Source organism: Moraxella sp. TY6 (assembly GCF_048551375.1).
GTDB lineage: Bacteria > Pseudomonadota > Gammaproteobacteria > Pseudomonadales > Moraxellaceae > Faucicola.
Genome location: NZ_JBLYZJ010000015.1, coordinates 1 through 16,654, shown reverse-complemented (window position 1 = coordinate 16,654; position 16,654 = coordinate 1). Strand labels below are relative to the sequence as shown.

Genomic DNA, 16,654 nt, shown 5'->3' with positions numbered 1-16,654 from the left:
TCTTTTTTTTGGTTTTTTTAGTAAAATACGGGCTATTTTGTTGGTATTTTTGTTTTTTTAGCGACTGATAATGGCTATCACGATGGTGATGGCGATTATCAGCTAGGATAGCTATATGCAGAAAATTTTACGGACGTTAATCATTATTGCCATGCTGATTACAGGATATCTGTTGATCTTAGCATGGGGGCGTGATTATGCCAATGTGAACAATCCTAATGTGACGACCGCTGTCACCACGACAGGCAGTCAAGATGTGCCTATGACAGGTCAAGCGGGCGATGTACCGACCACGGCTACGCATGCTACGCCTGCCCCTACCGTGGCGAAGGCTGATAATCTTATACAGGTGACGACCGATAAGTATGATATTCGGATTAATCCTGTGGGTGGGGATGTGGTTTATGCTGCTTTGCGTGAGCATACCGCACGTCTTAATAGCCCAGATCCTTTTGTATTATTGCAAGAGGACAGCAGTCGAGTGTATGTTGCTCAGTCAGGGTTGATTGGTGCTAACGGCATTGATAATGCCCAAGGGCGTGCCAATTACACCACCACTAGCACGAATTTTGTGATGCAACCCAATCAGCAGACTTTGAGTGTGCCGTTGGTGTATCAAAAAGATGGTGTGACCGTCACCAAGACCTATACCTTTACCAAAGGGCAATACCCGATTAACATCAGTTATAATATCAATAACACCAGTAATCAGCCTTGGCAAGGTCAAATGTATGCCCAAATTAAGCGTGACAATAGCAAAGACCCTGGATTAGAAAACAAGGGTGCGATGAGTATGTCGACCTATTTGGGTGGGGCATGGGGTACACCTGCTAGTTCATACAATAAACTTAAATTTGGTAATTTTGACAGTGATGCTATTAAAGCCAGCAGTGATAAAGGTTGGGTGGCAATTGTTCAGCATTACTTTGTTTCTGCCTTAACACCAAAAGACTATACGGCGAATTTTTATAGCCGTGAATCAGGCAAAGACCATATCATTGGCTTTACCAGTAACCCTGTGGCGATTGCCCCTGCCAAACAAGCGACCCTAAATACCACGCTATATGCTGGCCCTAAACAACCCGATGTGCTAAAACCCATCGCTGAAGGGCTAGATAAAACCGTGGATTATGGGATTTTATGGCCGATTTCAAAATTCCTATTTTGGGTATTGGACAGCGTGCATAAAATTTTGGGTAACTGGGGTTGGTCAATTATCGCTTTGACCTTGTTAGTCAAAATTGCGTTAATGCCAATTGCCAACAAAAGCTATTACTCAATGGCAAAAATGCGTGCCGTTGCTCCTCGTTTGCAAGCCCTCAAAGACGAGTTTGGCGATGACCGTATGCGTATGAGCCAAGAAATGATGAAGCTGTACAAAGAAGAGAAAGTCAATCCAATGGCAGGTTGTTTGCCAGTAATTCTACAAATGCCGATTTTCTTGGCATTGTATTGGGTGTTGGTCGAATCGGTGCAACTACGTCATGCCCCTTGGATTTTGTGGATTAAAGATTTGTCATCCATGGATCCGTTGTTTATTTTGCCATTGTTGATGGGTGGGGCGATGTTCTTCCAACAACATCTAAATCCACAACCACAAGACCCGATGCAAGCCAAAATGATGAAGTTTATGCCAATTATTTTCACCGTATTTATGCTATTTTTCCCAGCAGGTTTGGTGTTATATTGGACAGTGAATAACTTGTTTAGCATGGCACAGCAATATCTTATCAATAAAAAAGTTGAAAAAGATCAAGCTATGAAAGATGCTGTGAGAAACGTGGTTTAATTCACATTTTGATTGTTGCAAAACCCTTTAAGCAGACTGTTTAAAGGGTTTTTTATTGCTTGAAATTTTAACTGTAGGACTTACGCAAATTTTGTAAGCCCCTACAATACAATATTTATTGGGGGTGGTTAAAACATCTTTACGATTGAAAAATATGACGTTTAATTTATCAAAAATAACTTTATTGAAATTGCCATAGCGGTGTTAAAATAATTGGCAATAGAATTACGTTGTAGATATTATGTTAAATAATTTTTCGTCTATTCAAGCTGATAATAACAGCTTACCCACCATTTGTGCGATTGCCACCCCCATCGGTCGAGGTGGTGTTGGCGTGATTCGGCTATCAGGTAGCCAAGCCTACGCCATCGCCCAAGCCTTGACCCATAAAGAGCATTTTCGCCCACGCTATGCCCATTTTGCCCGTTTTTATGATACGGATAACAGCGTGATTGACGAGGGCTTGGTGTTGTATTTTCCTGCCCCCCACTCGTTTACAGGTGAAGATGTCGTTGAAATTCAAGGGCATGGCGGTATGATTTTGCAACAGCAGTTGTTGGCTAGATTATATGCGTTGGGGGCAAAACAAGCGGTGGCAGGTGAGTTTTCAGCAAGGGCATTTGACAATGATAAATTGGATTTGGTGCAAGCCGAAGCAATTGCTGATGCCATTGATGCCACCAGTGTGGCGGCCGCCAAAAGTGCCATACGCTCATTGACAGGTGAGTTTTCTGCCAAAATTCATCAGTTATTGTCACAGTTGATTCATCTGCGTTTGCACGTTGAGGCGGCGATTGACTTTCCTGATGAAGAAGATGTGGACTTTTTGGCAGACCGTCAAATTGCCGACCAACTCACTGCCATTCGTGCCAAAGTCGCTGAGGTACTCGATACCGCCAAACAAGGGCAATTATTGCGTGATGGCGTATCTGTGGTGATTGCAGGGCGACCCAACGCAGGCAAATCGAGCCTACTCAACCGCTTGGCTGGGCAAGAGCGAGCCATCGTCACTGATATCGCAGGTACGACCCGAGATGTGTTGCATGAAACCATTGTGTTAAATGGTCTGACACTAAACTTGACCGACACCGCAGGGCTACGCCACACCGAAGATGTGGTGGAAAAATTCGGTATTGAGCGAGCTAAACAAGCCATTGAACAGGCGGATTTATTGTTGATGGTGTACGATGTCAATAGTGAAACTGAGCCATTAGCCCTTGCTCAAGCGTTATTTGGTGAACTACCCTCACCCAATGCCATGCTGATGATTGGCAATAAAACCGATTTATCTCAAGCTACCGATAAGTTGTCCACAAGTTTTACCCATCAGCAAGCACACTATCAACCGATTTATGTATCCTGTAAATCTGGACAAGGGTTGGACGCATTAACAGCGAAAGTCTGTGAAAAAGTTGGTTTCCATCCCCCAGAAAATAGCTTGATTGCCCGTACTCGGCATTTGGATGCCCTACGCCGTACTGCTGAGGCGTTGAGCGAGGCGGATGAGCAATTGCATACTTACCATGCAGGGGAATTGGTGGCGGAGAGTTTACGCCAAGCTCAGTTAAGCTTATCCGAAATTACAGGCGAATTTACCGCCGATGATTTATTGGGTAAGATTTTTGGTAGTTTTTGTATTGGGAAATAAGGAATCACTATGCACTGCCCCTTTTGTAATGCTGAAGACACTAAAGTCATGGACTCACGCCTCGCTGCCGAAGGCTCACAAGTCCGCCGCCGCCGTCAATGCACCGTTTGCCAAGAACGCTTTACCACCTTTGAAATTGTCGAAGCCGTCATGCCTCGTATCATCAAATCCAGTGGACGTATCGAACCCTACGATAGCCAAAAACTACGCCGTTCCATTCAACTACCCCTGCAAAAACGTCCCATCGACAGTGACCGCATTGAAGCCCTAATCAGCCGTATCGAAAAAGCCCTGCGTCAAATGGGCGAGCGTGAGGTGGGGAGTAAAGTGGTGGGAGAAACGGTAATGAACGAGCTTAAAGCCCTTGATGACGTGGCGTATGTACGTTTTGCCAGTGTATACCGTGATTTTCAAGACATTGAAGCCTTTCAGCAAGCCTTATCCAGCCTATCGGATAACCCCAATAAAGCTGAAATTAGCGAAAAAATTCACGACTTGACCCAACGCCGTAAACGTAAAAAAAGCGATTAGACTGCCATGACTGCCCCTTATACTTGTCAAAACCCTCCATTATCCGACCTACCAGCATCAGCCGACAACCAGCAACACCGCTACTACATGAAGCAAGCCATCGCCCTTGCCAAACGAGGGCTGTTCACCACACGACCCAACCCCCATGTTGGCTGTGTGATTGTCAAAGATGGGCGAGTGATTGGCGAAGGCTATCATTACCAAGTAGGACAACCCCATGCCGAAGTATTTGCCCTACGCCAAGCCAAAGCCAGCCTAGGCGATGACTTAGCAGGGGCGACTGCTTATGTCACCCTTGAGCCGTGTAGCCATCACGGACGCACGCCCCCTTGCGCTGATGCCTTAATTCAAGCCAATATCAGCCGTGTGGTCATCGCTGTCACCGACCCCAATCCCAAAGTCGCAGGTGGCGGTATCGCCAAGCTCAAACAAGCAGGCATTGACGTAATAACAGACATCTGTCACGATGAAGCCCATGCGTTAAATCGTGGATTTTTTCGCACCATGTTGGGCGGTCTGCCGTATGTTCGACTAAAAACCGCCTGTAGCCTAGATGGTCGCATTAGCATGGCAAATGGTGAGTCCAAGTGGATTACAGGTGAATCTGCTCGTGAGGACGTACAAGCCTTACGAGCGATGTCTGGGGCGATTATCACAGGCAGTCAGACGGTGTTGGCGGATAACCCTAGCCTTAATGTCAGAAGTGAGCGATTGGGTGTGCCAATTACCGATATACCACAGCCTTTATTGGTGGTCTTGGACAGACGTGGCAGAATTGACAAGCAATCAGCATGGTATCAACACCAACTAGCTACTCGACCCATCTTATTGGTGCAACAGCCAACGATTGATTTGTCAAATTTATTACAGACGCTTGTAATCGAACATCACATTCAAGATGTGCTGATTGAAGCGGGGGCATGCGTTAGCACGGCATTTTTGCAGGCAGGACTGGTGGATGAATGGATAGTGTATCAAGCTCCTTGTATATTGGGGGCGACTGCCCAAGCCATGACGACCTTGGATTTTAGCCAAATGTCACAACAATTACGCATGACCCTTGTTTCACATGAAACATTGGATAATGACCTCAAATTGCGTTTTTGCTTTGATTAGGCTAGATTGATAATAAAAATACGCAATAATACGAGTTAAGCTATATGTAGAAAGGTTGTGATTAAGTTATCCACCGCCTTGATTTAACAAGATTGACCGTTAGGAAATTTTAAAATTGTACTGTGGATAAAAGTTCCACATGAAACATTCTTAGGTGGTTTTAAAAATTTTTCACGTGGAATACCTTTAAAATAGTGTGTTCCACATGAAACACTTTAGACTGTTTAAAAAACGACCAGTAGTTTAATGATGTGGATAACTTTTTAAAATGGGTGGTTTTTACCTTGCTTAATAAAAGTTATCCACCGTTAAAGTGTACGACTGGTGATAATCACAATGATTTAACCAGTAATAGGATTAAGGGGTTATTAAATTCTTATATTATTTAGGTGTTTTTAATAATAAAATTGACGCAATTTGCATGGCATGTAGGTTGAATTGAGCATGTGAAATCCAACATTATCAAATATCATTAGGAAAAAAATTATGTTTACAGGTATTATCGAAGCCACAGGGCAACTCAAACGCATTGAACATAAACAAGGCGATGTTCGCTTAACTATTCAGTCTAATCAGCTAGATTTTGGGGATGTGAAACTCGGTGATTCTATTGCCAGTAATGGCATTTGCCTTACTGTGGTGGAGCAAGGTAGTGATTGGTATGCAGTGGATGTTTCACGTGAAACATTAAGTAAAACCGCCCTTCAACATTGGCAAGTGGGTGACACACTAAATCTCGAAAAAGCCATGCTTCCTACTACTCGCTTTGGGGGGCATATCGTGTCAGGTCATGTTGATACTACAGGCACGGTGAGTTTGATACGTCAAGATTCACGCTCGATTTATATTGAAATCAGCATGCCTAGTGATTTTGCCAAATATGTCGCTACCAAAGGCTCAGTCACGGTGGATGGTATTAGTTTGACTACCAATTTGGTCAAGGATAATGTCATTAGCCTTAATATTATTCCTCACACCGCCCAAGTGACCAATATCGCCAAACACTGGAAAATTGGGCATTTGGTGAATGTTGAGGTGGATGTATTGGCACGTTATCTAGAGCGGTTATTACTGGGTTCACAAGGGCAAGCAAATATACGTGATAGCCATGTAAGTGGACAAACTGGGCAGGGTATTAGCGTGGATTTTTTGGTCGAAAACGGGTTTGGGCGGTAAGTTGAGGCCGGGTAAAAAGCCAAGCAGATGAATACGATTTTTGTTGATTTGATAGCGTGAAAAACATACCATTTATCTGAAGGTGTTTATTTTTAGTAACAATTTGTCATATTATGAGCGTGTATTCTAACTATAATACAATCAACAACCTATCTTCTTTTATTGACTACAAAAGGAATGATTTATGACTGCATCTATTGGCTTTACCCTATCCCCTCGCTCTCATTTGGCAATGGCAGTCATGACTGCATTAACCATGACGTTAACTGCTTGCGGTGGTGGCGGTGGTGGTTCATCATCGACACCAACACCAACACCAACACCAACACCAACCTCTCAACCAGCGACCACTACACAAACCACGGCTGAGATGCAAACAGCTAGTAATGCGATGGTGGATTTACTCAATCAACAACGTAGTCAATGTGGCTTTGGCTCTTTAAAAGCGAATGCTGAACTGGGCAAATCTGCGATGAATCATGCCAATTATATGGCAGAGGTTAGTCGCCAAAATAAAACCATGTTTATTAACCATGAGGAATCGGTAAAAACAGGGTTAGTCGCAACAGGCACAACCAATCCTTATTTTAGTGGCGTATTGAATACGGATCGCATTAATACTACGGGTGTCAAGTTACAGTTGGCTCAACCAGTTAATTACCAAAAAATGATTTTGTCAGAGAATATGGGGGTTGCACAAGCCATTACAGCGAGTGATACAAAATTAAATGCCAGCACGCAAGCTCAAGCTCAATTAAGAAAATTATTAGCAGCCCCCTATCATATGCGTGGTTTGGTGATACCTTATTTGACTGAAGTGGGCGGTGCTTATCAAGAGGCAAAATGGACAAGTTCGTCTTGGTATTACACCACCAGTTTTATTGAGCTGATGTCTGCTTCACCCAGTAGTTATGAGCTAGCCAGTATTGATAAAGTGCTGACTTATCCTTGTGATGGGGTGACAGGTACTGCCTACAGCATCAACCATGAAGAGCCAAATCCACTACCCAATCGAGATTTAAAAGCCTTTCCTATTGGTCAACCAACTTATGTGATTGCCCCTGCTGATAAAACCATTGTCAGTGCAGAGGCAAGTTATCAAGCGACCAATAGCAATTTACCATTGACTAAGGTGCATACGTTGTTGACAGCGAATGACCCACATCCGAATATTGATAGTCGCTTAAAACCTTATGAAGCGATTTTTATCCCTGATGTGGCACTTGCACCTAGCACCGCTTATAAAGTGAATTATACGTTGACATTTGCTGATAAGACTCAGCAAACAGGGCAGTTTAGTTTTACCACCCAAGCCAAAACAGCATCTTAAAAATCTCAAATCTTTAGTCATTCGTAGCATAGCAAAGCCCTTTATCTCTTTGAGGTAAAGGGCTTTTAATGCAGTATCATTTTTTCAATTAAATAAAATAATGCCGAATTAAATTTTGCAGTTTTTCTTTATTTAAAGGTTTGGTCAAGAAGTTATCCATCCCTGCTTCGATACAGATATTGCGGTCTTCATCGGTGTCATTGGCGGTGAGGGCAACAATCGGAATGCTATCTTTATTGGCACGAATCTGACGAGTTGCCTCGATGCCGTCAACGATTGGCATACGGCAATCCATCAATATCAAGCCAATTTTTGAGCGGTGTTGCTTTAATAATGCCAAGGCTTCTTGTCCATCATTGGCAATAATGACATCATAACCCAAATTTAATAGGTGTTTTTTGGCAATCTTTTGATTCACAGGGTTGTCTTCAGCGACCAAAATGCCTTTTTGTTCATAGGTGGTGGTTGGGTTTACTGGCACAAAATCAGTGTGAGTAAGTCCATCTTGTGTCACCATTGTGGCGGAATAATTTAGGGGCGATATGATGGTAAGATGTTGATTGTCATTGTGTTTTTTTAGGAAGGCTTCAAAGGCTTTTTGTGCGGATAAGCTGGGTGTATATTGTTCGTTGACAGGTTGAGTTTGTTGTTGGTGGATGATTTCGGCAATGATATTGCTGACCGTCACGGGTTTTTGGATAATGCCATCAAAGCTTTGGCTCAAGCTCGTATCAAGGGTGCGTTCAGACTCTAAGCTCATCAAAAATTTGATATGGTTATTAAAGGCTGGTATTTGTGCGTAAAGTGACTCTTTGCCAATATACGCCACGTCATCAACCAAAAATACAGGGGTACGTTCCCCAAAACTCAAGGTGTTGACACGGCTGACTAAATTTTCATCGGTATCATGGATGACCGCATGCGGGATATCAATGGCATCAAAGATTGTCCCAATACGCTCCGTGACATCATAGGGTGATATAAATACAATAAAAATTTTGATGTTTTCTAGATTAAATTGGTACATCGGTTGAATACCGAATTTTAACATCGGTAAATATACCTGAAATTCACTCCCTTTGCCGACTTCACTTTCTAAATGGATAAACCCACCCAATAACTGGGAGAAGTTATTAGAGATGGCAAGCCCCAGTCCTGTACCGCCAAATTGTCGGCTAATCGAATCATTGGCTTGGTTAAAGTAGGAAAATAGGCGTTTTTTATCCTGTTCAGCGATACCAATACCTGTATCTTTGATAGTGATACGTAACCAGTTTTTATTTGCTCGTGAGGTTTCGGTGGCTTTTTGTTGGATGATGGGATGTTCGTCATTGAGTTTATCCAATAAAATTGCCACATAGCCTGATTTGGTAAATTTCACTGCATTATTGACCAAATTCATCAAAATTTGACGCAATCGCCCATCATCGGTTTCAAAGGTGCGAGGGACATTGGGGGCGGTAAATACATACAAACTAATTCCATGACGGCGAGCATTTCCTGCCATTAAATCTGCCACTTGGCGAATACTTTGGGATAGGTCGGTCATGGATAGGTTTGTTTGTAGTTTCCCTGCTTCCAGTTTTGCCACATCTAGCATATCATTGAGCAGTTGAAGCATGGTCTTACTGGATTGCTGTAAGGTGGATAAAACGTCTTGTTGTTCTTCATCTAATTGGTTGGTATCTTCTACCAATAAGTCAATCATGCCAATCATGCCACTCAAGGGCGTGCGTAGCTCATGTCCCAATACCGCCCAAAGCTTATTAAAACTTTCTAGTTTCTCGGTAATTTGCTTGTCTTCTAGCCATGCGTTTTGTAGTCTTTCATAATAGTTGGTCACAATTTCCAAACTACCGCTAAACCCTTGCAACTGCCCAAAGCGATTATAATAAGGTTTAACACGCATATCAAAATACATATCACGCTGTAAATTAGTAACGGCAAAAGTCGATAGTGCATGGGTATCAGCGATTTGGGTAATTAACTGTTGGGTCGCTTTATCCGTTCCTGTTATAAAATCCGTGAGCATATACACCACGTCTTTATTAAAGGGGGTGATAAAGGTATGGGCAAATTGCTCGTTAAAATATACCAACCGTCCTTTACGATTAATCAAAAATAACAAGGTTGGTGAATTGTCGATTAAGGTGTTTTGGCGAAGATTTAGCTCATGTAATTGCTGAAAATATTGGTACATCTTAAAACTAAGACGATTGATAATTTGAGCCAATTGTTGTACTTCGGCATGGCTTGAGCCACGGTTGATATGAATGGGGTGATAGCCAGCCAACATCATTTGCTGGATATTTTGTCCATAATCAATGATTTGTTGCCATATTTCATAGCGTTTACGTAGTTGGATAATACTTAATAAAAAAATACAAATCGCAATCAAAATCGGTAATGCATATAGCGGATTGGCAAAGCCGTGCCACAGTGGGGTATAAGTCAGTTTTATATAAATACGGTAATTATTATTTAGTGATTGCCAAACTTCCACTCCAGTAAAACTATACACCGTTTGTTGGTATCGGCTTTCAATCGACCAACTGGGCAAATCATTAGTGGATTTTTCTGGATTATCACTTAAATTAATCGTGCGACCATTTGGCTCAAAAATAAAGATTTGATAGTTTTGGACAGCCAATGGCTTCGCATAATGAGGTTTTAAGTTACTTGTTTGATTGGTTTCAATCATAAAATTAACATCATTTAGCACCTGATCAATAAAGAAACTTGATGCTGCATGCTGTTTTTGGGTAGCGTGAAACCACAACAATCCATAACCCGATAATATTAAGCTCCCCATTGCAATGACTAAAACCAGTAAGGCATGACGAGCGGCAGGTTTATTGAAAACGGAAGGCGGTGAGTTAGACACGATGGTTGACTACCTTATCAAGCAATGATCCACAAATTGCCCAAACCAACCTATAAAGTATGGTTTAGTATTATCACAAACCATACTATAATAGCAGAAATTCTACAAAAAATGCCGAAAATTACCATGTCAAACACCCCTTTACGTCTTATCTTCGCAGGTACACCCGAATTTGCCAAGATTGCCTTACAAGCCCTTATTGATAATACCGAAAAACTCAATATTGAGATTGTCGCCGTCTATACCCAACCCGACCGCAAAGCAGGGCGAGGGCAAAAACTCTCTGCCAGCCCTGTTAAAGAACTTGCCCTAGCCCATAATATCCCTGTCGAACAACCAGAAAGTTTTAGCTTAAAGTGGGAAAATGGAAAAGTTTCACGTGAAACATTTGCTAATTATCGCCCTGATGTGATGGTGGTTGTGGCGTATGGTTTGATTTTACCACTCGGTATCTTAAATGCTCCGACTTTTGGTTGCCTCAATGTGCATGGCTCACTGCTCCCTCGTTGGCGTGGGGCTGCTCCGATTCAGCGAGCGATTTTGGCAGGCGATAGCGAAACAGGTATCACCATCATGCAAATGGCTCAAGGCTTAGATACAGGTGATATGCTATATAAAATCGCTTGCCCGATTGAAGAAACCGACACCACCCAAACTTTGCATGATAAACTGGCGATATTGGGCGGTGAAGCGATAGTGACTGTTTTATCTGATTTAGCAGGTTATCAATCTAAAGCTGAAAAACAAGATGACGCATTGGCAAACTATGCTGAAAAAATCACCACAGCAGAAGGTGAAATCAACTGGAAAGATGATGCCTTTACCATTCAACGTCAAATTCGAGCATTAAATGCCTTCACCTATTTATCCGCCCAAAAAGACCCGAATCAACGTATTAAAGTATTAGAAGCCAAACCCATCAAAACTGATCAAATCACAAGCGAACCAGCAGGTAAAGTCGTTAGTGTTGGCAAAAATGCAATTTTGGTTGCTTGTGGTAAAAATGGCTTAAATGAAAAAGAAGGGGGCATTCAACACCTTATCAATATCACCAAAATGCAATGGGCAGGGGGAAAACCACTCACCGCTGAACAGATTGCCAATGGGGATAAACTCAATGATGGTGATAATTTTTATTGATGCGTAGGGTGCGTTTTACGCACCAGTTGAAGATTGATAAAGGTGCGTGGAACAGACCCTACATCGTAAAAATATCTTGCAAACGCCCAAAATCCAATTTTATAAAAAGGCAACCCATGACCCAATTAAGTACACGAGCCAAAATCATCTCAACGCTTGAGCGAATCCAACAAGGTGAGTCGCTCTCAAGCCTACTTGACCCATTGCTAAATAGTGTGAATGAAGCCGACAAAGGCTTTACCCACGAACTGCTACTCGGTACATTGCGTCAATGGTGGGCGTTATCTCGGATTGGCGAGAGCCTAATCGAGCGAGAAGTCACCGACAAAGGCGTATGGGCAGGGCTAAATATCGGACTCTACCAACTCTTATACATGGACACGCCAGACTATGCCAGTATTGGCGAAACGGTCGAAGCGGTGAAACAACTGGATAAAGGCTATGGGGCAGGCTTGATAAACGCCATCTTGCGAAAAGTGCAAAAAAACCCTGCCAAATTTATCAAAAAAATCGAAAAAAACCACAGCCTACCCAACTGGCTTGCCAAACAACTCAAAGCCGACTGGAACGACCACTATGCCAAATTGGGGCAAGCATTACGTCTGCCTGCACCGATTTTTTTGCGAGTGAATGCCAAGTTCTGCACCTTGAATGAGTATACCAAATTGCTGGATGAAACAGGCGTTGGCTATGCTATCGAGCCGTTGGGCGTGGGTGATGAGGCAACGATTCGCTTGACTGACAATGTCAAAATCACAGCGTTACCGCACTTCGCTGATGGTTGGGTCAGTGTACAAGACCGCCACGCCCAACTATCCGCCCATATTTTGGCAAGTTTGGCACTCGATAAACCCATCAATCTACTCGATGCTTGTACTGCCCCAGGAGGAAAGCTTGCTCATTTTCTCGAAGTGTTTCACGTGGAACAGCTGACTCATGTCACCGCCTTGGATAATGATGCCAAACGCTTGAGCCGTGTTAGCGAAAATTTGCAACGCTTGCAGTTGATGAGTGATAAAGTACAGGATAAAGTCACGCTGATTTGTGATGATGCGACAAGCGTTAAAGCCGACAAGCCGTTTGATGTGATAGTCCTTGATGCTCCCTGTACAGCTACAGGCGTGATTCGCCGTCACCCAGATATTGCGTTATTGCGTAGCGAAAATGACGTGGTGCAAACGGTTGAGTTACAGGGTAAGATTTTGGCAAATTGTTGGGCGAATTTGGCAGAGGGTGGGTATTTATTGTATGTGACTTGTTCGTTGTTAAAGGCGGAAAATGAACAGCAAATTGAGCGGTTTTTGGCAAATCATTCAAACGCTCAAACGATAGATTTTACCCTTGATTTACCCAATCAATTAAAGCGTCCAGTTGGTTATCAATGTTTGCCATTAAATAAAAATGATGGCGATGGGTTCTTTTATTCATTATTGAAAAAAGCTTAGGTGACAACTTGAGAGAAGTTTATCATGTACCACCACTGGTATTAGATTATGATATGTATGATAGTTTTTGGGAACTGTTATCTATTTTAACCTTTCCTATTAATCAGCAGGTAGAAGTTATCGGTGGATTACCAAATGCTAAACTCTCACCACATCCTTATATCACGAATGCTTTTTTGTTTAAGGAAGCATTAGACAGCTATTCAAAAGTATGGATAGAAGAATTTGATGAATTATATGATGTTGAAAAAGGCTGTGTGATAGAAATTTATCAGCAGTTTATAGATACATTAAAAGCAATGGATGAATCAGATTGTTATAGTATCAGCGAATTTTACAATCACCATTGGCAAAAATTACGACAACTATCACCCATGATTCTGCAAATAGTTGGTCTATCCATTATAAGTTTTGAAGACATTTCAAAACCTGTGGATTGGTCTGGACTTGTGCGTGTTTTTATCAATGGCGATGGTAATATACAAGTGGATTAAATAATGCTATGTTACCCAAACGATTTTAATTTTGATGAGTAAAGGAATAAATATGCAATATATCAGCACTCGTGGCAACACCGCCCCCATGCAATTTAGCGATGTATTATTGATGGGACTTGCCCCAGATGGTGGCTTAATGCTACCCGAAACCTATCCACAGATTGGCGATGCGACCTTAACCAAATGGCGTGCATTAAGCTATCCAGCCCTTGCCTTTGAAATCATGCAATTATTCGCCACCGACATCCCAAAAGATGACTTAAAAGCGTTAGTTGATAAAACCTATACCGTAGAAGCATTCGGTCACAGCGATATCACGCCTGTGCGTACCCTCAAAGACGGCATTAAAATCCTCGAATTATCCAACGGCCCTACGCTTGCCTTTAAAGATATTGCCATGCAGTTTTTGGGCAATGCCTTTGAATATGTGCTGGAGCATAAAAACGAACGCCTGACTATCATCGGTGCGACCAGTGGCGACACAGGCTCGGCGGCGGAATATGCGTTGCGTGGAAAGCACAATATTGAAGTGTTTATGATGTCGCCACACGGCAAAATGAGCGAATTCCAACGGGCTCAAATGTATAGCCTTGCCGATAAAAACATCCATAATATCGCCATCAAAGGCATGTTTGATGATTGTCAAGATATCGTCAAAGCCTTGCAACAAGACGCTGATTTTAAAGCCAAATACAGCCTTGGTACGGTCAATTCCATCAACTGGGGACGTATTCTTGCCCAAATCGTGTATTATTTTAAAGGCTACTTTGCCAGCACCACCGACAATAGCGAAAAAGTGAGTTTTTGCGTACCGTCTGGTAACTTTGGCAACGTGTGTGCAGGGCATATCGCACGTGAAATGGGCTTGCCGATAGACCGCCTGATTGTCGCTACCAACGAAAATGATGTCTTGAACGACTTCTTTAACATTGGGAAATATGTTCCACGTGGAACAGATAAAACCTACGTTACCTCTAGCCCTTCGATGGATATTTCTAAAGCCTCAAACTTTGAACGCTTTATATATCTATTGGTCGGTAAAGACAGCCAAAAATTGAGCCAACTTTGGCAAGATGTGAATACTGGCAAAGGCTTTGACTTGGCGGATTTATTGGACAATGTACAGGACAAATACGGCTTTGTGTCTGGCAAATCCACCCATGCCGACCGTCTCGCCACCATTAAAGCAGTATATGAAGCAGGTGACGGCTTGATTGACCCACATACCGCCGATGGTATCAAAGTCGCTCGCACGCTACGCAAAGACGGTGAAACCATCGTATGTGCCGAAACCGCCCTACCTGCCAAATTCGCTGAAACCATCACCGAAGCGGTCGGTACAGTGGACATCCCACGCCCTGCCAGTACCCAAGGTATTGAGGCATTACCGCAGTTTGTCACGGTATTGGATAATGATGCTAAATTGGTACGTGAGCAAATCGAAAATCATGTTTCGCCAAAAAATTAACCACTTATCATCATTTCATCATTAATCGTAGAAATACGATAGCTGTTGTAGGGGCGTAATGCTTACGCCCTTTTATCAAGCGTGTGGTGTTAATTGAATGGATATTTGACAAAAAAACAACCCCAAATCCTACAATTTGGGGTTGTTTTTATCAGCGTTATGTTAAGTTTTCACTTAACCAATTTTACGCTTACCTGTGGCAAGTTCATAAACAAACAGTACGATAATCGCACCAATGACGGATAGAATCAGACCTGTAAAACCACCGTTGGCATTCATACCAAGCATACCTGCAATGAAACCACCAACCATCGCACCGACAATACCCAATACAATGGTCAAAATCCAGCCCATTGAATCCGCACCTGGTTTAATCGCACGAGCAATCACACCTGTGATTAGACCAATAAATAACATATATAAAAATGACATCATAATAGCAATCCTTTAAATTTTTGGTTAAGAGATAATTTTCAATGCAATCATCTTGTTGTGTTAATGGGTGCATTGTAGAGCGGATTACTCATAAAAAATAATGTCACTTTGTTAATTGTGTAACATTATTATGTAAATTTAACCATGTTTTATAAAGGCTGTAAGGCTATGTCAATATGCAAAGGATTTTTGGGGAGTTGGGTAAGCGATTAATTGTCCGCTTCCAACTCATCAAATACCGCCACAAACTGTTGGGTGAGCTTGTGTTTGGCATCAAAATATACCAATGGCGTGTTGGCATGGTGCGATTCTTTCATAATGACGGACGGACTTAGCTTGGCGTTTAGCACAGGGTAGCCCTCATCCACCAACGACTGCACCACCTCTCTAGGCAGGTTGGCACGAGGGTCGTATTGATTGACAATAATACCTTCAATTAACAGCTCGCTATTGTGGTCTTGGCGAGTTTCGATGATGTTTTGCAGTAGCACTTGCAAGGCTCGCTTCGAGAAAATATCGCAGTCAAACGGCACAACCACAAAATTGGCACTGATTAAAGCGGATAGGGTAAAAAAATTAAATGCAGGAGGCGTGTCGATATACACACGGTCAAACTGCTCGCTTAGGCGTTTTAGCCCCTCTCGCAATTTGTAGATTTTGTGTTTGCTTTCAAGTTGGTGCAAAATCTCGCCCAACACTGGGCTGGCAGGAATGATGGATAAATTGTCAAATGGTGTGGCGTGAATGCACTCGCTCAAAGCGGTATCGGCAGAGCCACTGATTCCCCCAAATGGCATGGCAAAGAGCATGGCAGAGGTCGAGGGGGCAGTTTGTAGGGTTTGGGCAAAAAAGGTTTCGATGTTGGGGGTGATGATGGGGTTTTGGAGGGTGCTGTCATTGACCACTTGCTCGCCGAGTAGGTATTGGGTGGCGTTACATTGGGGGTCGAGGTCAATCAGTAGGGTGCGAAAGCCTTTTGAGGCACTGATACTGGCGAGATTGACGGCAATGCTGGATTTACCAACACCGCCTTTTTGGTTGAAAATTACTCTAGTTAGCATGAGTTACCTTTGTTATTTTTAATGTAAATCATAGCTAACTGTAGCAAATTTTTTATAATAACTGAAGTTACGCAGTCTTCAACAGCTTTAATTCGGCAAAAGCCGACTGAGAAGCTGAGAGTAATAACCGATAT

Annotated in this window: 13 protein-coding genes; 10 read left to right on the top strand and 3 right to left on the bottom strand. The window is 42.6% G+C overall.

Going from position 1 to position 16,654, the window contains the following annotated elements; genetic code table 11:
* The first annotated feature begins 115 nt into the window (after positions 1 to 115).
* The 6 genes from yidC to ACK1U4_RS10125 all read left to right on the top strand — a co-directional run bounded on the left by yidC (position 116) and on the right by ACK1U4_RS10125 (position 7,590).
* The gene (gene yidC / locus ACK1U4_RS10150; RefSeq protein ID WP_419401599.1) at positions 116 to 1,789 is read left to right on the top strand and encodes a membrane protein insertase YidC; all 1,674 of its coding nucleotides are present in this window, start codon (positions 116 to 118) and stop codon (positions 1,787 to 1,789) included.
* Between the two features lie 241 nt (positions 1,790 to 2,030).
* Positions 2,031 to 3,437 carry a tRNA uridine-5-carboxymethylaminomethyl(34) synthesis GTPase MnmE gene (gene mnmE / locus ACK1U4_RS10145; protein ID WP_419401600.1) on the top strand — a complete coding sequence of 469 codons (1,407 nt, stop codon included), beginning with the start codon at positions 2,031 to 2,033 and terminating at the stop codon, positions 3,435 to 3,437.
* A 9-nt stretch (positions 3,438 to 3,446) separates the two neighbouring features.
* Entirely contained in the window at positions 3,447 to 3,968 is a 522-nt protein-coding gene (nrdR, locus tag ACK1U4_RS10140) for a transcriptional regulator NrdR (RefSeq protein WP_419401601.1), read from the top strand.
* A gap of 6 nt (positions 3,969 to 3,974) precedes the next feature.
* Positions 3,975 to 5,084: a bifunctional diaminohydroxyphosphoribosylaminopyrimidine deaminase/5-amino-6-(5-phosphoribosylamino)uracil reductase RibD gene (gene ribD / locus ACK1U4_RS10135; RefSeq protein ID WP_419401602.1), complete on the top strand. Its 1,110-nt coding sequence runs from the start codon at positions 3,975 to 3,977 to the stop codon at positions 5,082 to 5,084.
* Between the two features lie 486 nt (positions 5,085 to 5,570).
* On the top strand, positions 5,571 to 6,260 hold the full coding sequence (locus tag ACK1U4_RS10130; protein ID WP_419401603.1) for a riboflavin synthase: 690 nt from the start codon (positions 5,571 to 5,573) through the stop codon (positions 6,258 to 6,260).
* Between the two features lie 184 nt (positions 6,261 to 6,444).
* Positions 6,445 to 7,590 carry a CAP domain-containing protein gene (locus ACK1U4_RS10125; RefSeq protein ID WP_419401604.1) on the top strand — a complete coding sequence of 382 codons (1,146 nt, stop codon included), beginning with the start codon at positions 6,445 to 6,447 and terminating at the stop codon, positions 7,588 to 7,590.
* A gap of 88 nt (positions 7,591 to 7,678) precedes the next feature.
* On the opposite strand, the gene ACK1U4_RS10120 is transcribed toward ACK1U4_RS10125, so the two are convergent.
* Positions 7,679 to 10,291 carry a response regulator gene (locus tag ACK1U4_RS10120; RefSeq protein ID WP_419401605.1) on the bottom strand — a complete coding sequence of 871 codons (2,613 nt, stop codon included), beginning with the start codon at positions 10,289 to 10,291 and terminating at the stop codon, positions 7,679 to 7,681.
* Positions 10,292 to 10,600: 309 nt separating this feature from the next.
* Between ACK1U4_RS10120 and fmt the strand changes: the two genes are divergently transcribed.
* From fmt to thrC, 4 genes are all read left to right on the top strand, one after another.
* A complete protein-coding gene (fmt, locus tag ACK1U4_RS10115; RefSeq protein ID WP_419401606.1) occupies positions 10,601 to 11,614 on the top strand; it encodes a methionyl-tRNA formyltransferase in 1,014 nt (337 codons plus the stop codon).
* A 116-nt stretch (positions 11,615 to 11,730) separates the two neighbouring features.
* Positions 11,731 to 13,059 (top strand): 16S rRNA (cytosine(967)-C(5))-methyltransferase RsmB, encoded by a 1,329-nt coding sequence (gene rsmB, locus ACK1U4_RS10110; RefSeq protein WP_419401607.1) that lies wholly within the window; start codon positions 11,731 to 11,733, stop codon positions 13,057 to 13,059.
* Positions 13,060 to 13,067: 8 nt separating this feature from the next.
* Positions 13,068 to 13,553, top strand: coding sequence for a hypothetical protein (locus tag ACK1U4_RS10105; protein WP_419401608.1), 486 nt, complete (start codon positions 13,068 to 13,070; stop codon positions 13,551 to 13,553).
* A gap of 52 nt (positions 13,554 to 13,605) precedes the next feature.
* A complete protein-coding gene (gene thrC / locus ACK1U4_RS10100; protein ID WP_419401609.1) occupies positions 13,606 to 15,024 on the top strand; it encodes a threonine synthase in 1,419 nt (472 codons plus the stop codon).
* Positions 15,025 to 15,198: 174 nt separating this feature from the next.
* Here thrC and ACK1U4_RS10095 read toward each other — a convergent pair whose 3' ends face one another.
* A complete protein-coding gene (locus ACK1U4_RS10095) occupies positions 15,199 to 15,456 on the bottom strand; it encodes a GlsB/YeaQ/YmgE family stress response membrane protein (protein ID WP_419401613.1) in 258 nt (85 codons plus the stop codon).
* A gap of 212 nt (positions 15,457 to 15,668) precedes the next feature.
* Complete coding sequence (locus ACK1U4_RS10090) at positions 15,669 to 16,520, bottom strand: ParA family protein (RefSeq protein WP_419401610.1); 852 nt, start codon at positions 16,518 to 16,520, stop codon at positions 15,669 to 15,671.
* Positions 16,521 to 16,654 lie beyond the last annotated feature (134 nt).